Source organism: Sinorhizobium sojae CCBAU 05684, from assembly GCF_002288525.1.
Classification (GTDB): domain Bacteria; phylum Pseudomonadota; class Alphaproteobacteria; order Rhizobiales; family Rhizobiaceae; genus Sinorhizobium; species Sinorhizobium sojae.
Genome location: NZ_CP023068.1, coordinates 1,233,156 through 1,252,165, shown reverse-complemented (window position 1 = coordinate 1,252,165; position 19,010 = coordinate 1,233,156). Strand labels below are relative to the sequence as shown.

At 59.0% G+C, this 19,010-nt stretch carries 14 protein-coding genes and 3 pseudogenes; 9 read left to right on the top strand and 8 right to left on the bottom strand.

Annotated features, from left to right (window positions below; translation table 11 throughout):
• The first annotated feature begins 446 nt into the window (after positions 1 to 446).
• The 3 genes and pseudogenes from SJ05684_RS23420 (at position 447) to SJ05684_RS23405 (ending at position 3,873) form a co-directional block, all read left to right on the top strand.
• Positions 447 to 1,214, top strand: coding sequence for a helix-turn-helix transcriptional regulator (locus tag SJ05684_RS23420; protein ID WP_034858184.1), 768 nt, complete (start codon positions 447 to 449; stop codon positions 1,212 to 1,214).
• Positions 1,204 to 1,380: pseudogene (locus SJ05684_RS30605) on the top strand (DUF4172 domain-containing protein); the annotation flags it as partial. The gene SJ05684_RS23420 and the pseudogene SJ05684_RS30605, both read left to right, overlap by 11 nt.
• Positions 1,381 to 2,145: 765 nt before the next feature.
• A complete protein-coding gene (locus SJ05684_RS23405; RefSeq protein ID WP_083846253.1) occupies positions 2,146 to 3,873 on the top strand; it encodes an adenylate/guanylate cyclase domain-containing protein in 1,728 nt (575 codons plus the stop codon).
• A 1,510-nt stretch (positions 3,874 to 5,383) separates the two neighbouring features.
• On the opposite strand, the gene SJ05684_RS23395 is transcribed toward SJ05684_RS23405, so the two are convergent.
• The 3 genes from SJ05684_RS23395 to SJ05684_RS23385 form a co-directional block, all read right to left on the bottom strand.
• Positions 5,384 to 7,036: an OFA family MFS transporter gene (locus tag SJ05684_RS23395; RefSeq protein WP_034858178.1), complete on the bottom strand. Its 1,653-nt coding sequence runs from the start codon at positions 7,034 to 7,036 to the stop codon at positions 5,384 to 5,386.
• 252 nt (positions 7,037 to 7,288) lie between these two features.
• The gene (locus tag SJ05684_RS23390; RefSeq protein WP_034858175.1) at positions 7,289 to 9,310 is read right to left on the bottom strand and encodes a sensor histidine kinase; all 2,022 of its coding nucleotides are present in this window, start codon (positions 9,308 to 9,310) and stop codon (positions 7,289 to 7,291) included.
• Complete coding sequence (locus SJ05684_RS23385) at positions 9,303 to 10,688, bottom strand: sigma-54-dependent transcriptional regulator (protein ID WP_034858172.1); 1,386 nt, start codon at positions 10,686 to 10,688, stop codon at positions 9,303 to 9,305. The genes SJ05684_RS23390 and SJ05684_RS23385 overlap by 8 nt, the downstream gene beginning before the upstream one ends.
• A 232-nt stretch (positions 10,689 to 10,920) precedes the next feature.
• On the opposite strand from SJ05684_RS23385, the gene SJ05684_RS23380 reads away from it, so the two are divergent.
• Positions 10,921 to 11,484: a DUF4334 domain-containing protein gene (locus tag SJ05684_RS23380; RefSeq protein ID WP_050980155.1), complete on the top strand. Its 564-nt coding sequence runs from the start codon at positions 10,921 to 10,923 to the stop codon at positions 11,482 to 11,484.
• Between the two features lie 125 nt (positions 11,485 to 11,609).
• Here the strand turns inward: SJ05684_RS23380 and SJ05684_RS23375 are convergent, their stop codons facing one another.
• Positions 11,610 to 12,389, bottom strand: a complete 780-nt coding sequence (locus SJ05684_RS23375) for a hypothetical protein (RefSeq protein ID WP_034858256.1) — start codon at positions 12,387 to 12,389, stop codon at positions 11,610 to 11,612.
• Positions 12,390 to 12,413: 24 nt separating this feature from the next.
• Complete coding sequence (locus SJ05684_RS23370) at positions 12,414 to 12,755, bottom strand: hypothetical protein (protein ID WP_034858163.1); 342 nt, start codon at positions 12,753 to 12,755, stop codon at positions 12,414 to 12,416.
• Between the two features lie 207 nt (positions 12,756 to 12,962).
• On the opposite strand from SJ05684_RS23370, the pseudogene SJ05684_RS30970 reads away from it, so the two are divergent.
• Both SJ05684_RS30970 and SJ05684_RS30590 read left to right on the top strand, forming a co-directional pair.
• Positions 12,963 to 13,172 (top strand): annotated as a pseudogene (locus tag SJ05684_RS30970) (ABC transporter permease); the annotation flags it as partial.
• A gap of 146 nt (positions 13,173 to 13,318) precedes the next feature.
• Positions 13,319 to 13,486 carry a DUF4334 domain-containing protein gene (locus SJ05684_RS30590; protein ID WP_244426707.1) on the top strand — a complete coding sequence of 56 codons (168 nt, stop codon included), beginning with the start codon at positions 13,319 to 13,321 and terminating at the stop codon, positions 13,484 to 13,486.
• A 79-nt stretch (positions 13,487 to 13,565) separates the two neighbouring features.
• Here the strand turns inward: SJ05684_RS30590 and SJ05684_RS23360 are convergent, their stop codons facing one another.
• Complete coding sequence (locus tag SJ05684_RS23360) at positions 13,566 to 14,012, bottom strand: type II toxin-antitoxin system VapC family toxin (protein WP_034858158.1); 447 nt, start codon at positions 14,010 to 14,012, stop codon at positions 13,566 to 13,568.
• Entirely contained in the window at positions 14,009 to 14,275 is a 267-nt protein-coding gene (locus tag SJ05684_RS23355) for a type II toxin-antitoxin system Phd/YefM family antitoxin (RefSeq protein WP_034858156.1), read from the bottom strand. Before SJ05684_RS23355 ends, SJ05684_RS23360 begins: the two co-directional genes overlap by 4 nt.
• A 195-nt stretch (positions 14,276 to 14,470) precedes the next feature.
• Between SJ05684_RS23355 and SJ05684_RS30585 the strand changes: the two are divergent.
• Positions 14,471 to 14,607 (top strand): annotated as a pseudogene (locus tag SJ05684_RS30585) (3'-5' exonuclease); the annotation flags it as partial.
• A 186-nt stretch (positions 14,608 to 14,793) separates the two neighbouring features.
• Here SJ05684_RS30585 and SJ05684_RS23350 read toward each other — a convergent pair.
• A complete protein-coding gene (locus tag SJ05684_RS23350) occupies positions 14,794 to 15,255 on the bottom strand; it encodes an Lrp/AsnC family transcriptional regulator (RefSeq protein ID WP_083846252.1) in 462 nt (153 codons plus the stop codon).
• A 149-nt stretch (positions 15,256 to 15,404) separates the two neighbouring features.
• On the opposite strand from SJ05684_RS23350, the gene SJ05684_RS23345 reads away from it, so the two are divergent.
• Together SJ05684_RS23345 and SJ05684_RS23340 are read left to right on the top strand one after the other, a co-directional pair.
• Positions 15,405 to 17,186, top strand: a complete 1,782-nt coding sequence (locus SJ05684_RS23345) for a tyrosinase family protein (protein WP_083846251.1) — start codon at positions 15,405 to 15,407, stop codon at positions 17,184 to 17,186.
• A 27-nt stretch (positions 17,187 to 17,213) separates the two neighbouring features.
• Positions 17,214 to 18,965, top strand: a complete 1,752-nt coding sequence (locus SJ05684_RS23340) for a DUF8225 domain-containing protein (protein WP_034858155.1) — start codon at positions 17,214 to 17,216, stop codon at positions 18,963 to 18,965.
• Positions 18,966 to 19,010: the final 45 nt, after the last annotated feature.

Sequence of the window (19,010 nt, the reverse complement as noted above, 5' to 3'; positions counted from 1 at the left end):
AGCTTACCTTTGCTGCAGGTCCCAGGAGGGGCAAGGGAACCCTTGACGCGTCGGACGTCGTGGGCTGCCCCTTAGAAACCCGGGCGAGTTTTGACAGTCGAACGCCAGCGCTCAGACCGTTTGCGCGTGCCAAAGAAGCATCGCTCCTCAGGCATCGTCCCTCGACGATTTTGAGCTAATCCATTTTAAGTGGAAATGAACGGCGGGATAATTATCGGAACGGGGCGATAATGACAACGTCGTTCGAAGGTTGTATCTACAACGCAAATGGCATTCCAAGTTCTGAAGGATCAACCGTTATTTGAATCGATCATTGAGGTCTGTCAACTGAAACACTGTGGTAATATGGCGGGCAGAAATATTCAGATAAATCTTGGGTGGGTCTTAACACTCTCAGGAAGAGACGCAGAACCTTTGAAAAAAAACAGAGTGTATTGGAGGGATAAATGTACCGCATGAGCTCGGTCCTGAGTGCCTTTGAAGTTAACAACAAGCCATCGTCGAAGAGAAGAAAGATTGTAATGCTCGGGAAGGCCGATCTTCTCGCCGAATGTCTAACGCAAGCGATTAGCGCGCATTTTCAAGATCAAGACATCGTAAGCCTTTCCGATGCAGACGGTCTCCTGGACGACAGTCTTATCGACGTAAGCCTGGTCATGCTCTACCGCTTGCCGGCGGCAGCATTTCCATCACTCATGAGGGCGATCCACGAGTTCCATCCGAATGCGGCGACTGTCCTACTCGTGCAGAATGCGGACGAGCTCGACTCGTCGATCGCGGGCTTTGTCGACGAAGGGTTGGTGCACGGCGTTCTGCCGCTGAATCTCAATCTCGACGTATGCCTTACGACCATCGATCTCTTGATCAAGGGCGGGGAGCATTTTCCCGCGGCGTTGCTTCGGCGCGTGGCACCGAAAGGGCTGGAAGGGGGTGGCGTTGTCGCGCAAAAACAGTCGTCTTCGAAAGACATCAATCTAGAACGCAAGTTCGACTGTGGCCAAGACCTCCTGACGATGCGCGAGAACCAGATACTCGATCTCATCTGCATGGGTACGCAGAATAAGATCATCGCCGATCGTCTCAGGCTTTCTGAAAACACCGTCAAGGTGCATGTCCGCAACATCTACAAGAAGATGAACGTGCGCAACCGGACAGAGGCGGCGTCGCGCTATTTCCGGAGCGACGCTAAACTCAGCTCGCTTCGAGGGCTTTGAGGGCAAATTGACGTCGTCCAAGTGGGCCAAGCTAACGCAGACCTCACCGGACACCGCCCTGCGCGACATCAATGACCTCGTGGCACGCGGAATTCTCATTCGGGAAGCAAGCGGAGGGCGGAGTACCAGCTACTCTTTGGCTGATGTTGAAGAGACTCCTAGCTAATCTTCGGTATCGATCAAGGAGCTTGGTTCGATTCCGCTCAAGGCGAATGATCCGAGTCCCGAGGGCGGCTGTCGTATCCATGGATAATCGAAGTGAGTTGATAGCGGACTGTCAGATTCCCGTCCCATATATTTAATGACGATGGTGCATCTCGGCCCAAAGATGGAAAAGAGGCACGCTCAGCTTCCAACCGTACGAAAGAAAGCGAAACACTCTCTCGTCCATCAGGACCGTTGTGGCGCCTGGAATGAAAGCGTTGGTGGCGTATCGTAGATATAAAGCGACGTGGAAACTCCGTTCACATTCTCATCTCGAAAATGGCGCAGTTCGATGCTGCGTCCGCAGGCGTGAACCCGCGCTTGTTTACGCTCCAGGGGCCGTTCTCCCAGCGCGAATATTGCGACCAGGCGGCGCGAATTCAAGCAGCGGCCCCATGTTATGATTGTGCGCTGCGCATAGTCGGCGACGTAACTACGCGCAGTTGGCCGAGGTCGGCCAGACTGCCGCCGCGCCACGGAAACGCACGCTTCCAAGGCGCTCAATCAGAAGATCAGCCGCCGCGCATGACGACCGCTACCGTCCGGAAATGTTTGGATCGCGAACAGCCGATGGTGGAACCGAACCGCGATTGCGGATTCCGATCTGAAGTCGACCGCCATTCCGATCAAAATCCGGCCGGCAACACTTTCGTGGATTCTCGGCTCACGATCCACTATCCTCTCAGACGGGAGGAAGTCGGTCTTGGAACGCCGCCTCACCGCCATCATGGCTTCCGACGTCGTCGGCTACTCGCGTCTGATTCGGACTGACGAGGACGGCACGCTCGCGGCGCTCAAGTCGCTGCGCACTGACCTGATTGGACCGAAGATCGCGGAACATCATGGGCGTATCGTCAAGCTCATGGGTGACGGCTTGCTGGCAGAGTTCCCGAGCGTCGTGGAGGCCGTTCGGGCGGCGACCGAATGGCAGCAGGCGATCGCTGATCGCAACGCCGGCGTGCCGAAAGGGCAACGGATCGAATTTCGTGTCGGCATCAACCTGGGTGATGTGGCCATCGATGGCGAGGACATCTATGGCGACGGAGTCAACGTCGCAGCCCGCCTGGAGTCGCTCGCTGAACCGGGCGGCGTTTACGTTTCCGGGGCAGTCCATGACCAGGTGCGCGATCGCCTCGGCCTCCGATTCGAGGATCTCGGAAAGCAGCACGTCAAGAATATCGATCGGCCGGTTCGCGTCTGGCGCTGGCTGCGCAACGCCGCGGCGACCGGTCCCAAGGCCGTTCCTATGGAAAGGCCGCTGCCGGACAGGCCATCGATGGTCGTTCTGCCCTTCAATAACATGAGCCGCGATGCCGATCAGGAATATTTCAGCGACGGAATCACGGAAGACATCATCACCGATCTCAGCAAGATTTCCGGTCTATTCGTCATCGCCCGCAACTCGGCGTTCGTTTACAAGGGCAAGGCATTCAGCGTCCCGCAGGTCTGCGGCGAGCTCGGCGTCAAATTCGCACTTGAAGGCAGCATTCGAAAGGCCGGCAACCGGGTTCGCGTCACGGCGCAGTTGATCAACGGATTGAGCGGCGGCCATGTCTGGGCTGAGCGCTATGACCGCGAGTTGACCGACATCTTCGAGGTCCAGGACGACATCACGCAGCAGATCGTCACCGCCTTGAAAGTCACACTCAGCGAAGCGGAAAAACCGCGCATCGCCGAGGCCGGCACGAAGGACGTTGACGCCCATGATCTGTTCTTGCGCGGGCGGGAGTTGCTCAACCGCGTCAAGAAAGATCGCGAAATGTTCGATCAGGCAACGGTGTGCTTCCGACAGGCGATCGCGCTCGATCCGGACTACGCCGCGCCCCATGCGGGCCTCGGCATGGCCTATGTGCTCGATTATCAGAACCACTGGAGCGGCGCGCCTGAAACTTCGCTCGACCAGGCCGAGGGCTTTGCCAGCGAGGCGATCGACAAGGACGATCAGGACCCTTTCACCCATTTCGTTGTTTCGCTCGTCGCCATGTTCAGGAGGGATTATCAGCGCTGGGCCGATGAAACCGACCGCGCATTGGCGCTCAACCCCAATTTCGCCTCTGCTCTGAACATGCGCGGCGTCTTGCACATCTATACAGGGGAGCCGGGACTGGCGATCCCCTTCATTGAACGCGCCATGCGCCTCGATCCTGTGGTTCAGCAGCAATACCTACACTTCCTCGGCACAGCCCATTTCGTGGCCGGGGACTACGAAAATGCGGCCGCGTTGTTCCGCGACAGGATCGCAGTCAACCCGACCACGGATCTATCGCGCGCGTTTCTCGCTTCGGCATTGGGCCATCTTGGCAAGCTCGATGAAGCCCGCGAGGTTTGGCGCGAGCTCATGGAGGTCAATCCAAGATACTCGCCCGTTGAGCATATCGGCCGACTGCCATTCCGAGACCCAGCAGACGCCGAGAAGTTCACCGATGGCTTGCTCAAAGCAAGCTTGACGGAGTGAACACCCCTACCGGCTCTCACGCTAACGGCGTCATAGCTGTGTGATCCACCTCACGCTTGAGTGAGTAAATGTGACCCAACCTAGCGCTATAGAAGGCGTTATCCCAAGACGGCTGGAAAGGGCCGTATGGGTGGGGCCGGGTGCTGCAGAAAGGAGTGAAAGAAGAGAAGGGGAGTAAAGAGGAGTTTGGATATGAGAGTTTGTCTGAAGACGTCAGTCCCCGCATTTGTCCTTTTGTCCGCATTCGCTGCTGGACCGACATTTGCGAACGGCTATTACGAGGGCATCGACCCCCACGCTACGTCGACTGAGCCGATCCTGTCGCGGCCGCCTGTTCTTACAACGCCAACCGGCGACGAGGTCCGGAGCGTAGACCGGATGCCAACGGGTAGCATCGATCAGCGGAGCGAAGCTCTTCCTCGATTCATCCCGGGTGAGGGCCGGTATTACACTGGAGTCGACACTCCGGTCCGTAGACCGCCGGCTGCCGACGGAGTGCCGGGCGTGGATCCCTTGGCAACGGGCAGTATCGCTGACCGGAGCGTAAACCGCAGTCCTTACCCGCCATACGCCCCGGGTGAGGGCCAGTACTATCGTGGAATCGTTTCTCCGAAGTGATGCCCCAAATCGTGTATCGCGTTGAGGCGGCGAAGCTGGGGTGTTCACCAAAAAAGGTGGGCACCAAGTCGCGGAAGAAGATCAGAAACTGCGTGTGAGGCTTATGGGTTGGGACGGGTTTGATCCAGAATCGAAGGATCGACTCGTCACTGCCTGTCTTGAGGCCGGCGCGGCATCGAGAGTTGCGCTTGAACTCGGGATGAACGGCAACCTGCTGCGGAAACCCGTGGCATCGTCAGCCCGCTTCCTACGTGATCGATCCGCTGCCGCCGCGCTTCGCGGTCCCTGCCTGCTTCCAGTTCGCGGTCGATCAGCGAGGCCGCAAGTTGGGCGAAGGCCCGCATCACCTGAAGATCGCGTTGAGCGACTCGTCAGCCGAGAAGCTGTAGCAACAGAAGGTGCCGTAAATGCGGCCATGGGCTCGATAGGGATGCTCAAATGCGCTCCGACGGGCATTGAACGAGTGACCGGTAGCTCAGCGGCCTCCTGGACGGTGCCGGTGTCCGGGATCAGTTGAGGCAAGCGACCATCCACTACTCTTTGGCAATAGCCAGCGGGCTGGAGTCGCCCACCTTGATCGGCGCGGTCTCTGTAGCCGCGTCCACGTGACGAAAAACGCGCTCCCCTTCGATGAACTCAGAGACGAACGCTACGTCCATTCCGAGATGAGCCCGAACTGCCTGCAACATGTTATCGCTGCTCAGGTCGCTAGTTACTGTCGATGACAGAATATTGGACAACGCCTTCGCCGAGCTTTTTGAGCCACCACTATTACCCCGCGTGTGTCGTCGAGGCATTAATGCTCTTGAGTGTGCGGGGACACATCAACATAGTCTAGCCGCATCGGCGACGACCCCAGCGGAAACTCGGAGGGTCGTCGCTCCATAATCACTCAGAAGAGAGCGGCCGTCTTTTGCAAGGTCATCCAGACGCCCCAGAGAATCGGGATCACAACCACGGCCCAGGCCAGCAAAGCCTGGCCGTCCAGTCCGCCTCGACCGATACCGAACGAGCCAGTCGGCCCTGACTGAATGGTGGCGGTTTTCGCCTGCAGTGCCGAAACTTCCTCCTGTTTCATAAACCATTTTTCCGGAAGCGGGCGAACCAACGCATTTGCGATCAGTCCGAGCGCCAGCATGGCTGCGAGAATATACATCGTGAAATCATAGACCTGCTCACGGGGAATGCCGGCAGCAATCTGAAACTCGCGGATGTAGTTGACCACGACCGGACCGATAATTCCCGCCGTGGCCCAGGCGGTCAGCAGCCGCCCATGGATGGCGCCGACGAACTGTGTCCCAAATATATCGGCTAGATAGGCGGGAACGGTGGCAAAGCCACCGCCATACATGGAGAGTATGACGCAGAGGATCGCGACGAACAGCACTTGGCTGCCCATGTGCGCGGCGGTCGGCGCCAGCGCATAGAGGACGATGCCGAGGACGAAGAACGCGTAATAGGTGGTTTTTCGGCCGATCTTGTCCGAGAGTGATGCCCAGAAGAAGCGACCGCCGATGTTGAATAGCGAGAGTAGGCCGGCGAAGCCGGCGGCGATGGCTGCTATCGCGGCTTTCTGCGTGTCGTCGAGTTGCGTGAAAGTGAGGTCGGGCTGGCCGATCAACCGGCCTCCGAAGATTTCCTGGAGCATGGGGGACGCCATGCCGATCACGCCGATGCCGGCCGAAACGTTGAGGCAGAGCACGGCCCAGATCAGCCAGAACTGCTTGGTCTTGTGGGCATCGCGCAGGTGCACGTGGCGGGCAGTGATCATCGTCGTCTTGGCCGCTGCCGGCGGCGTCCAGCCATCCGGACGCCAGCCGGCCGGCGGTATACGATAGCCGAAGGCGCCGCCCATCATGAAGACGAAGTAGATCGCGGCCATGACGAGAAAGGTCTGCCAGACGCCGACGGAATCGGGCGTCTTGAAGTAGGTCATCAGCATGTCCGCGAGCGGCGCGCCGATCATGGCCCCGCCGCCAAAGCCCATGATGGCCATTCCGGTCGCCATGCCGCGGCGGTCGGGAAACCATTTGATCAATGTCGATACCGGCGAGATATAACCGAGTCCCAGGCCAACGCCACCAATGACGCCGGCTCCCACCCACATAAGCCACAATTGGTGTGTCTTGACGCCGATTGCCGCTGTCAAGATACCGCCGCACCAGCAGAGAGCGGAGACGAAACCGGCCTTGCGTGGACCGGCACGCTCAAGCCATCCACCCCACAGCGCCGCCGACGATCCGAGAAGCACGAAGAACAGCGTGTAGATCCAGCCGAGATCGGCAACACGCCAGTCGCAACTTGTAGTGAACAGAGCGGTGATGAGATTGAGGTCGGCGCAGGCGACCGGATGATTGATGCCGATCGATTTCGACAGCGGTAGCCAGAAGACGCTGAAGCCGTAGGCCATTCCGATACACAGATGAATGGCGAGCGCTGCCGGTGGAACCAGCCAGCGATTGAAACCGGGCCGGGCGATGATCCGCTCCCGGTCGAGAATGCCGCCGGAATAGGAACCGGGCAAAGTGTCCGTCGATATAGTCATAATGCTCCTCCGCGTCGATCCAGATGGATCTCAATGAATTTGGAGGAAGGCACGTCGATGCTTGCGGCTCCTCCGCCGCTCACCCGCCGACAGCCACATGCCGCAATCACGGCGGCCGACGCCGAAGCTCCCTCCGGCGGAGGCACTGCAACCATCGTGCCAAGCGATATCGCGTGTGATCTCAAGGGATTAGGCCGTCCGAGTGCACTGCGCCCAGACAAATTGTCCATTCGCCCTGGACAAAATGTCCGTTCAGGCTGCTTCGGGAAGCCAGATCGTAAAGGCCGCGCCCTCTCCAGGGCGGCTACGGAGGGAGATGGTTCCGCCCTGTCGCCTAATCAGCATCTGGCTGATCGAAAGACCGAGCCCGGTGCCTTCCTGGCGCTTGGTGGTGAAGAACGGATCAAAGACCTTTGCGGCAATATCTTCAGCCATCCCGATACCGGTATCGGCAACGACGATTTCCACACCGGAGCGTCGCTCCCACTCTCTGTCGTGGGTCAGGAGCGACAGGACTCCGCCGTCCGGCATCGCATGGATAGCATTGACGACGAGGTTGACGATCACCTGTTGCAGTTCCGTCCGGTTCATCGAGACAAGGCGGGAAGCAGTGTTTTCGCTTCTGACCTCGATGACGCCCCTGGCGAGCAGGTGTTGGACGAGCGGCAGGCAGTCGGCGATAACATTGCCCGGCGCATGGCGCTCCAGCACGCCCGCGAATTCCTCCGGCCGGGCAAATTGCAGGAGCTTGGTGACGATCTGGCTGATGCGGTGGATTTGTTCGTCGAGCAACCGGAATTCGGTCTTCGCCAATTCGGCCTTCTCGCCAACGACAGAACGGATCACCTCGAGATTTCCCTGCATCACGGCGATGGGGTTGTTGATTTCGTGCGCAACACCGGCCGTGATCTCGCCGATCGCCGCGAGCTTCTCGGACATGATCAGCTGCTTTGTGGTGGCCTCGAGCTTGTGATTGGCGAGCTGCAACTCGCGCGTCCGCTCATCGACGCGCGCATTGAGCTCCTCGTTCCACGATCTGAGCTCCTTGTCACGCTGCTGCAGCTGGTCGAGCAAGTGGTCGAGATGGACCGCCACGCGCCCGATCTCGTCGTGACTATCGACTCGACCGGTGCGAGCACCGAGGTCGCCGGTGTCTACCTTTCGGATCGTGAGATTGACGCGTTCCAGGGGTTCAAAGATCGCCCGTGCCCATCGGAGGAAGATCGGCACGCTTGCTGCGGCGACTGCTAGAAAAGCGAGGGCGACGGTGAAGACGGTCTGGTATTTTGCGGCCGTGAACGGCGCCTCCAGGAATCCGACATAGAGCATGCCAACCCGCTTGCCATAGCTGTCGACGATCGGTTCATAGGCCGAGATGTACCAGTCGCTGACGACGAAGGCGCTGTCGAGCCAAGTCCTGCCATCATCCAGAACGGCAGAGCGGACGGCGGCGGAGACACGCGTACCAAGCGCCCGACGCCCTTCGAAGAGGCGGACATTGGTGCTGATGCGGACATCGTCGAGAAACAACGTCGCTGTGCCTTGGCTGCCCTCGGGCAGGCTCGCCTCGCGGTAGACGAGATCGTTGATCGTGTCGATGAACAGAAGATTCTGATTTAGCAGCGTGCCGCCGACGAGGATGGCGCGGCTGCCGTCGGCGAGTAAAATCGGGCTCGCACTTTGCACCACCATGCCGCGGCTTTCCTCATTCTTGTCGGTTGGCACGGCATTCGGCGTTGGCACGAGCGCCAGCCTGGCTCGCTCGGCAAGCGCCGGCGACAGGCGCCGCAGGTCTTCGGGATCGAAGATGTCGATTGCGGTCGCCGGCCGGCCCTCGATAGCCGCGCGAATGATCGGCCAATCGGTGCGAAGCCGCGTTGCCGTTTCCTCGGAGCTGGACGTCAGCAAGGTCCCGTCCGGGCCGACGATATAGAGGAAGTCGAGATTGAGCCGCTCCCTGCTGTCGCTCAGAAATTCCATCAGCGCCGTGGGCCGCCCCTTGGTCACAACATCGCGGAAGCGGACCGATCCACCCAGCGCGGTTATATGCTCGCCGGTGTTCTCAAGTATTCGGGCGAGATATTGATGGGCGATCGTTAGGTCGCCATTGACCTTGGAGATCAACGCGTCATCGAATTTCGCGTCCCAACGATAGACCGTCACGCCGAGCAGGATCGGCAGGAAGACCAGCATCGGCAGGAGTGCGATTGCGAGCAGTCGGTATCGCACAGAACGGGCAGGGGGACCGGCGACCAGGTCCACAGGGTCAGCCATTCCAACTCGCCAGCTTGCGATCAATCGTCTTACGGGAAATGCCGAGAAGCCGCGCCGCTTCATCGCGCTGGCCGGAGCAACCGGCAAGGACGGCGAGGATATGCCGGCGTTCGATCTCTGAGAGTGTCGTGTCGCCGGCATTTGACTGTCGGCTGAGCGAAATGCCGAACCCATCCGGAAACCGCCCGAGAATCAAGGTCCGCTCGATCAGGTTTCTCAACTCGCGCACATTTCCCGGCCAGTCATAAGCGGCGAGCGCGCGGCGCGTTTGTTCATCGATCGGGACCGGCGGCATGCCAAGCTGGCGGGCGAGTTTCATCATGAAGAGATCGGCAAGTTCGAGTGTATCGCCATCACGCTCCTTCAGTGGCGGCAAATGGATCTGCATGACGTTGATGCGGAAGAAGAGATCGGCGCGAAAGCGACCCGCCTGGACCTCTTTTTCGAGTTCCGCATTTGTGGCAAACACGAAACGGAGATCCACTGGTATTTCGCGTTCCGAGCCGACCGGACGCACTCTGCGGTCCTCGAGAACGCGCAGCAGCTTGCTCTGGGTGGCGGCCGGCAATTCGCCGATCTCATCGAGGAAAAGCGTTCCGCCCTGGGCATGCAGGAACAGGCCTTCCCGCTCGCGCGCCGCCCCCGTGAACGCACCTTTCAAGTGACCGAAGAGCTCGCTCTCGATCATATCTGGCGGAATGGCGCTGCAATTCACTGGCACGAAGGATTTGGCAGCGCGATCCGAAAGCGCATGCAGCGAACGGGCGGCCACTTCCTTGCCGGTGCCGGATTGGCCGGTCAGCAGAACGGACGTTGGCAGCGGTGCGACCCTGGCAATCGTTTCGCGTACCCGGGCAATTGCCGCCGATTTGCCGATCAGGCGGTCGCGCAGCAGGATATGGTCGGACGTCGCCTTCAGCTCGTGTCGCAGAACGTAGTTCTCGCGCTGAAGGCGAATTCGATCGAGGCAGCGTGCCACCGCATTGAGAATCTGGTTCGAACGGAACGGCTTGAGGACGAAATCCACGACGCCTGCGCGAAGCGCCTGGATCGCCGTATCGAGATCGGCGTAGCCAGTCATCAGAATGGCATCGGCGAAGAAACCGACCGCGCGCTGTTCGGCGAGCCATTCCAGCCCGTTCTTGCGCGGCATGATGTTGTCGAGGATGACGACATCATAATGGTGCGCGTCGAGCTTGCGGGCAGCCTCCTCGGTGTCAGCTGCTTCCTCGATACGCTTGCAGCGTGGTCCAAGTGTCCGGATGAGAAAGTTGCGCATTCCCGGTTCGTCGTCGACGACCAGGATCGAAGCTTGGGCGAGCCAAGGCCCGAATTCCGGATCGATGGATGCGTCGGTTGTGCTTCGCACTGCCTCCATTCAGCTTTCGTCTCCTCCAATGCGAGTAGGAAGCGCAAAAGGAGGGGAAAAACAATAGCAAAGTGTTGAACGGCCAAGAAAGTTGGTTCAAATCGCTACTGCATGTCTCCTTAAATCGATCTCGACTTAAGGGCAAAGGCATGCAGAAATTCAAAGTGCTACAGCGACCGATTGATCAGTGGACAAGCCGAACCGTAGGTGGGGAGGCAGCTCTTACCGGATCAGGCCCGCCATGAGAGAACGACTAACCTTCCCCTCCGAAGACGCCGCCTTCGCCTTTTTCGACGGGCTGCAGCCGGTATCCACCGGGGAAATGGTCGGGCTCTGGCAGGGAAGCGGTGTCGCCACCGGGCACCCGCTGGATGGGGTTCTCGAAAATCTCGGCTGGTACGGCAAGCGCTTCCGCGCCGACAGGCGCGCCGATGCGCTGTTGTTCAGGGTAGGGGAGAACCGGCTCTTGCCGATCGATCCGGCTCCCATTCCGCTCGGGCTCGCCCTCCGCTTCCACCGCTTCGCGCGCAGCGAAGCCGCACGAAACCTGTTCTCGCACCTGGCGCGGTATCTTCGGGCGAAAGGTCCGGTCGCCTCCTTGCGATCGATATCCTTCCGCGGCGCCACGAGCGCGGCGATGGTCTATGACAGGAAACCCGTCGCAGATCATTTTCGCAAGATCGACGGCGATCGGGTGCTGGGGGTGATGCAAGTCGAGGGAGACGACCGGCATTATTTCTTCGCGCTCGAGCGCGTAACGGAGGGCACCGTGCAGGCGGCCCAAACCACAGATGGTTTCTTGTGAAAACGGTCTTGCGATCGTTGCTCCCCGCAATCATGGCATCGGATGCGCCAGGATTGTGACCGGCTGCTATGGCCTTGGCTGCCAACTTGCCGCCTTCGGGCTGCTGTCGTGAACCGTGTCTTTATCTACCTCTTCCAATCCGGCCTGACTTCCGGAAAATCGGGCATGACCTCCGGCTCGTTCGTGGCACGCCGAAGAGTAATTCCTCGTAGACGATGGTCGTCGATTTCGACGGCGCGTCCAGCGGCGTCGAGGGCAATGAGCCCGACGATGTCCGGTGGCGCGCTTCTGACGTAGCTTTCGGCGCGATCCAGAGCCTCCGACATGGCTTGTCGAACGAAAGCCGGCGTCCAGTCTTGCGGGATGCCTCGCACGGACAGATACTCATCGTCAGTGACGGACAGGGCTTTTCTTCGGATTTCTTCGATTGTCTTGACGGGAGAGAAATGCGGTGGCTTGCCCGCCGCCGCGATTAAGAGTGGGCCGAGCGGTGAAAGGTTCTCTTCGATTGAGAGTAGATCAATGTAGTCTCGCGCTTTCTTCCTGGTTGAGGCTGCTATCACCTTGTTGACGGCCAGATCCAGGGGATGCAGGCGCGCACCCCATTCCTCGTCACGAATAAGAGGGAAGAAGCGCATGCGCGTCTCGCTCATCCACTGAATGAGGGTGCTATCTGCGAACCGGCTGACGCGCGCCTCGACGCAGCCATATATGTTCACGTCGATCGAGACGTGGAAACCATCTTCTTCAAGGGTGTCGATGTCTAGCCGCGCTGTCTCGCCGATCTCTTCATCGGTGTCATGGAATATGTTCCTGTCGTCCGAGAGACGCGGCCAATCCATGTTGAGGGTTGTTCCGCCGGCCATGTAGCTCGTAGCGGAGCGGTTATGAGCGATCGACTTCATGATGGCGCGCTGCAATTCGGTCAGTCAGCGGCTGGCCTCGAGCTCAGAGAGCATACGACGGCCCATCGCAAAAGCGCGGGCATCCCCCCGTTCGATCAACGCGTTGGCGATAATCCGCGACTGGCCCGCTAGGCTATCGATACGGCTCAGGTCGATATTGTCAAAGACCCGGATACCGTAGCTTTCGGCCGCCTCTTGCAGGAACTCGAGCATGCGCTCCTTCTTCCTTCGGTGGTCTTGCCGAAGCTTGCTGGCGAAAGCGAGAACCGCATCTCGCTCGGTGGGAGGGACTAGGACTTCAACTCTAACGAGATCTGCCGCGCCGCCAATTTCTCGATATTTCTTTATACGCTCACGCGATGACATGATTTTCTTCTCCCGAGTACCTCAATATAGCGTATCCGGGATACGGATTAAGGTTTCACTGTTCCCGTAAAGTGGAGAGTCGGGTCAGCACCGGAGGGGCTCTCGCGTTTCTTAACTGACGAGGCGCAGTAGGCTGCGGTCGTATATTGTGAGGGAGTGGGCGGTTTGCCCAAGGCTGATTTCCAGGTCAAGCTCGCCATTCCTGATATCGAGATCGGCGGCGTCATCCAGCCGATGGACTATGCCGGCATGGTGGAGGCAGCCAGCGCGGCCGCGGTGCTGGGCCTCGGCATCGGCACCATCAACATCGTGATGTTCGCCCGCTCGGCGCTCTACGAGCAGATCTTCGGCATGATCAACCGCCCGCTCTTCATGATCTCCGGCGTCTTCTTCCTGCCGGAAAACCTGCCGGCTCCCATTCCGCTCGGGCTCGCCCTTCGCTTCCATCGCTTTGCGCGCACCGAAGCCGCAAGAAACCTGTTCTCGCACCTGGCGCGGCATCTTCGGCAGGCCCGGTCGCCTCCTTCCGATCGATATCCTCCCGCGGCGCCCCGAGCGCGGCGATGGTCTATGACAGGAAACCCATCACCGATCATTTCCGTAAGATCGATCGCGATCGGGTGCTGGGGGTGATGCAGGTTGAGGGAAACGACCGGCATTATTTCTTCGCGCTCGGGCGCGTGGGGGAGGGGGCCGTGCAGGCGGCCCAAACCACAGCTGGTTCCTTGTGAAAACGGTCTTGCGATCGCTGCTCTCGATAGCAAAGCCTTTGGCGACGAGATGAGACGGATGCAACTCGACGAGGTTATCCTAGCGGGCCACTTGAGCCGGTGATTTCACTTTGATCCCAAAAGGATGAAAATGCTTCAGGTTCGCGGTGATGACCGTCAGGCGATGAAAACTCGCTGTTCCCGCAATCATGGCATCGGACGCACCAGGATTGTGACCGGCTGCAATGGCCTTGGCTTCCAGCTTGCCGCCTTCACCTGCAACGGCCGCATCTACAGGCAAGATCCTGTCACCGTAACCGGCGATCAAGCCCTTTAAGAATAGCTCAATTCCTGCCGCTTTGACCTTCGCGCCCCTGGCTTCCAGTAGCCGTACACCCTTTTCAATCTCGTGAACGGTAACGGCTGACAGGTAGACGGCGGAAACCTGCTCCTGCTTTTCCAGCCATTCCGCAAATCCAGGCGTTGCCGTGGTCCTGGAGGGCGAGAACATGGAAATTGCGTTCGTATCGAGAAGGTAGCCGGTCACAGATCGACCTCACGCGAGGGAGCCGGGTTTCGAGCGAAAACATCGTCGTCAAGATCGATGTCGGCGGGGAATGATTTCAGATACTGGACGAGGCTAGGGCGTTCTCTACGAAGCGCATTCTTTGCCGCTTCTGCCGCTGCTACAGAGACGAGGACGGCAGCAGCGCGGCCGTGCCGAGTGATGGTAACGAACTCACCAGCGGCAGCTTGATCCACGATATTCGAGAAACCGGCTTTGGCATCCTTGAGGCTGAGTGTTGACATTTGAGCCTCCTATGAGTGGTCATATGTGACCTTTTTAGATATTCCCGCTGATGAAATCAAGGCCAAACCGGTGGGGATCGATCCAACGGCTTCAAGGGTTGCGTGGTGCCTTAACTCATTTGCGCTTCCGCAGCGCCGCTTCAGCGATTTGAGCTTCTTGCCGTCCTCAGGCAAACAATGAATCCGCCCGTCACCCCGAGATCCTTTTGGACCGAAATCGACGACGGCAAGCTCGACAAGGAACTGAAGTTTCTGCGATCGGAGATCTACCGATGGGCTGAAGCCGACCCACCGATGATCACCTGACGGCGTTTGATCGCTTCAAGATCTGAAGCAGCCCCGCCAGCGTCGATTTAAGGTCGATTTCCAGCACCGCGCCGGGCGCGACCTCAGAGGATACTCAGGCGTCAAACGGCTAGGCACCAACGCGGTCAAAAAGCCCATGGCATGGAAGTGGTTGCTTGCCAATTTGACAGGATACAACGAGGGGTGATGGCTGTTCGGCCGCAACTGCCAAATCAGAGGGGAAGTATTTCGTTCTGTCTTACCGTGCGCACGACAATTGAGGACGAGTAGTTGCGGATCGGAATGTCCGAATAGATTTCAAGAAATCGGTAGATATAGTCCGTGTATTCCGCAGCGTCGCGGAATTTGGCCAGGAGAACAAAGTCGAAATCTCCCGATATCAGGTGGCAATGCTGGATCTCCGGCCGCTTCTCCAAAATTCGATACATTCGCTGGTCAATGTCGGCACTGTCTTTTTGCAGCTTGATCATAAATATCGCCGTCACCTGGAAACCCAGCTTTCTCTCATCGAGAATGGCGCGCTTGGCCTTTATCACCCCATGGCTTTCCATCTTCTTGATGCGGCGATAACAGCTCGTCGCTGAAAGCCCAACGCTCTCACTCAGGACTTCCAGGCTCATGGTGCAATCCTCCTGAAGTTTCTTGAGGATCTTCGTATCCAGCACGTCCGCCATGAAGCCTCCGCCTTCGTTCTAAAATTGCAAACATTGCGTCGAGGTACACCTCATATTTGCAAAATCTTTCCGCGCATAGGGTCTAATCTCACGCTACCACAAGTGGTGAAATCCGCAATTGAGGGCGTCGTCTTTGGGGGGGTGATTGGATGATTATTGCGAAGCCGACATGGAATGCCGACGTCAAGAAACTCTTCGTAGCGCCCTTTTGGATCGCACCAGATCGCCGGGCCGATGTGGCGCGGCAGTGGATCGGGTGCATGCGCGGATATTTCATAGATTTGGATGACGTGGCATCGGTCAGGGAATGGTCGGTGACCATCTACAATCATCTGGCATCTCGCAATATGCCGCTGACCACCGACACGAGCCAGTTCTGGCCGATCGATGCACTGGAAACCTTTCGGCTGTGGGTCAATCAGGGCTGGCGTATCAATGAGGGTTCGCCCTTCGATCCCGCCAATCGCATTCCGCCGCCCGACTTGCCGCAACAGGTGAAACGCGTGCGGCCGGACATACGATCGCTGAGCGCGGGGGAAATCGATGTCTACCGCGCGAGACTTGACGACGTCATGCAGATCGGCGACCCCGACAGCGGTTCTCCCTGGCAGCGATACGCCTACGTGCACGCAAATTGGTGTTTGCACTATCAGGAGGCCTTCGCACTGTGGCACCGTGCCTACTTGCTCTATCTTGAAGAACTGATCGACCACGCCATCCCCTTCTGGGACTGGATGGCGGAGGATGCCAGCGTCGACGGCAGCCCGGAGGCGGGTATTCCGCAACCATTCCTCGACGAGACCTACATTCACCCCGTTACCGGGGAAAAGCGACCCAACCCTCTCCGTTATGCCGCAGCCAAGGACGGCAATTCGAAGCTTTGCGCCATAGGAAAGATGAGCGGTCCGGATTGTCGTTTCGTCCAGCGCAACCCGCTCTTCTATACGTCCGGTGAAACTGATCGCGAGGGACGAACGAAGCTCTACGCGATGGCGAGGATCTTTCAGCAGCAGGTGGTCGATGCCCTCAAATTCGGCACCTTCAGCACACCGCAAGGCTTTCCGGGATACCCATGGGCAAACATTCAGGAGTTCGATCCGCCACAGCCGGACGATCTCTACCCGTATCGCGAAGTCAATTTCGACGGCCTGTTCGAGCAGCCGCATGACAACTATCACGGTTGGCTCGGACCTGACATGGGGGACAACGCCTATACGGCATTCGACCCGCTGTTTTTTTCCTACCACGCCAATATCGACCGCATGCTGGAAGTCTGGATCCGAAATCACCCGGATGCACAGTTCACAACCCAGACGCCCTTGCAGCCCTTCCTCGGACCCGGCGCCGGAGAGGTAAGCTTTTCCACGGCCGATCATTGGCGGTACACGTCGCTCGGGCAAATGGCGCAGGATTCGCGCAGGATCGGATACGACTATGGCGAACCGGTCGCCAGACAGTTTCAAGGCGATACCTCGCTGCCGCAGGCGCGGAGAACGTCTGCCTCGGCATCGATCCTGGAACGCGGGCCTTGGGCTGTGTTCGACGGCGTGCGCTGCACTCATGACAGCTATGTGATCGATGTGTTCATCAACCTTCCCGAGCCAACACAGAAGGATGCCGCCTGGGGAAACAAGCACTATGTCGGCCGGTTCAGCCGGATCGGCATGGGCATCACCGATGACAAGGGGCGGTGCATCACGCACGGTGTCTCGCGCGTCCTCAACGCCGGACCGTCGATCCGCGCCCTCGAACTTCAGCAATCCGACGAACCGCAGATCAGCTTTATCGTCAGCCACCTCGACAGTGGCCGGGTACTGACCGCCGAAGAGTACCGGGCGCTTCCCGGCTTCATCCCAAAACTCATCTGGGGCGATCCGCGCCAAACCGTCGTCAGCCGCACACGGAACAGCGGCGGCTGCTGCATGCAGTGACCATCAACCTTTACCAGGAGATCTGAAATGAGCACGCCTTTTTCCCGATTTAGCTCTCCCGCGCATCAGGCACGCAAGGATTTTGTGGAGCTCGACCTGGAGGGATACCTGCCGGCGTTCGACGCCATCTGGAACAACAATGTGGCCGGCTGGACCGAAATGGCCATCATCGGCAATCCCTGGTCCAATCTGAACGACGCGCCGCGAGCGGATTACTACAATCCTCTTGTCGAGGGGTTCGGAACCGATGGCGTTGCGGTCATCAGTTGGACTCCCTTTCCGAACCGGTTGATCGCATTCTTCACGCCACCGGACGCGAAGCAGAACCCTCAGCTCGGCCGGCCTCTGACCATGGACGAGGTGATGAGCATGGCGGATACCGGCGAAATCACCGTAAACGGCACCGCCTACAAGCTCTACGATCCAACGGGCAAAGCCTCCATCCTGCAAATTCCGCAGACACGCTGCCCGCAAATTGACTGGACCGGCCAATACGTCGATTTCTCGCCTTCCGGTCCGCGTGGGTGGCTCGATGAATATTGCGAATGGTCCGTCACCTATGATTCGACGGGGACCAAGATGCAGAGCGTGATGTTCACGTGCGAAAACCCCGCCTACTATCTCACCCTGTGGCGCGTCAATCCGAAGGCTGTTCTCGGTCTCTATCGGATGTATGTCGATCCCGCCGTGGAGCTCGGAGACCTGTATCTGCGCTACCCGGTCGATCAGCCGACCGGCAAGAAGGGTGAGCCGGTCATCGATCCGACGACCGGGCGCCCCGCCTATGACGTCACCAATAAGTGGAACTCCGGCACGGTGCGGATTCCGGGCAAGTCGGGCGGCGCGCTCCACCTGACCTCCGGACCGAACACCCTCAGCGCGGAGATCTATCTCGCGGCTGCCGCAACGATCCAGCGACCTGATGCGAGTAGCCGTGATGCGCAAAGCCTGATCTGCTGCGCCAAATATGGGCAAAACTTCCGCAATTCCGACCCGCACATCGGCTTTGTCGCCAACAGAGCGGCGGGGCAAGATCGCATCTCGCTGACCGACCCGGTTGGCCTCTATATTCAGCAGCCTCAAAATCTGGCGAATTGGAAAGGCCCGAACGGTGAGCCTGTTGGCCAGTATTGGACGAACACTCGCGGTACCCCGGGCACCGGTCCAAACGGGTCGGATCAGGTTCTGCATGCCGTGTTCGAGATTCCGGAAAGTGCCGGCTTCTCGATCAACGATTGCTACATCGAAATCGGCAGTGAAAAGACCCCCCTTCAACATATCGGCGTGATTGCCAATCAGATGAAGATTGCCTTGGCCGCGACGCTAATGGCGCCGACAGGGCCGCTTCAGCCTCAAATGAAGTGTGTCTCAGATCGGGTGAGCGGACTGCAGCCCTGGCCCGTACAGTTCATACCGACAGAACTGTTCTACGGGCTGTCGCCGACCGATTTACCCGCGCTGATGAAACCGGGAACCGAGCATAGCTTCGTCCTCGTCGTGCAAGGAGCCAACAAGAGCACGACGCCTGAGACCGCTCGCGTCGAATTCTCCAATCCCGGCGTTACCGCGAAGGTCACCCAGTTTCTACCGGATGCATCGGCAATTCCCGGCCAGACCGACGGCGGCGGCACCCAGGCCTTCATCATGGACGTCACCGTCGCCTCCGGGACGGCGCCCGGACCGGTCATGCTGCGCGTGCTCAATCCGGCCGAACCCGCAAACCCCTCCAACGCCGAGCATCCGTGGGAGAGCGGGCTCGCCATCGTACCCAACCCCTGAGGCGAAAGAATGCCTCCGGGCCAAGCGGCCCGGAGGCGCCCACGG

Excerpts from the sequence above, each read along its gene's own strand:
- SJ05684_RS23420 (WP_034858184.1), top strand. The coding sequence starts at position 447 with ATGTACCGCATGAGCTCGGTCCTGAGTGCCTTTGAAGTTAACAACAAG.
- SJ05684_RS23405 (WP_083846253.1), top strand. The coding sequence starts at position 2,146 with ATGGCTTCCGACGTCGTCGGCTACTCGCGTCTGATTCGGACTGACGAG.
- SJ05684_RS23395 (WP_034858178.1), bottom strand. The coding sequence starts at position 7,036 with ATGACTATATCGACGGACACTTTGCCCGGTTCCTATTCCGGCGGCATT.
- SJ05684_RS23390 (WP_034858175.1), bottom strand. The coding sequence starts at position 9,310 with ATGGCTGACCCTGTGGACCTGGTCGCCGGTCCCCCTGCCCGTTCTGTG.
- SJ05684_RS23385 (WP_034858172.1), bottom strand. The coding sequence starts at position 10,688 with ATGGAGGCAGTGCGAAGCACAACCGACGCATCCATCGATCCGGAATTC.
- SJ05684_RS23380 (WP_050980155.1), top strand. The coding sequence starts at position 10,921 with ATGAGAGAACGACTAACCTTCCCCTCCGAAGACGCCGCCTTCGCCTTT.
- SJ05684_RS23375 (WP_034858256.1), bottom strand. The coding sequence starts at position 12,389 with ATGAAGTCGATCGCTCATAACCGCTCCGCTACGAGCTACATGGCCGGC.
- SJ05684_RS23370 (WP_034858163.1), bottom strand. The coding sequence starts at position 12,755 with ATGTCATCGCGTGAGCGTATAAAGAAATATCGAGAAATTGGCGGCGCG.
- SJ05684_RS30590 (WP_244426707.1), top strand. The coding sequence starts at position 13,319 with ATGGTCTATGACAGGAAACCCATCACCGATCATTTCCGTAAGATCGAT.
- SJ05684_RS23355 (WP_034858156.1), bottom strand. The coding sequence starts at position 14,275 with ATGTCAACACTCAGCCTCAAGGATGCCAAAGCCGGTTTCTCGAATATC.
- SJ05684_RS23350 (WP_083846252.1), bottom strand. The coding sequence starts at position 15,255 with ATGGCGGACGTGCTGGATACGAAGATCCTCAAGAAACTTCAGGAGGAT.
- SJ05684_RS23345 (WP_083846251.1), top strand. The coding sequence starts at position 15,405 with ATGATTATTGCGAAGCCGACATGGAATGCCGACGTCAAGAAACTCTTC.
- SJ05684_RS23340 (WP_034858155.1), top strand. The coding sequence starts at position 17,214 with ATGAGCACGCCTTTTTCCCGATTTAGCTCTCCCGCGCATCAGGCACGC.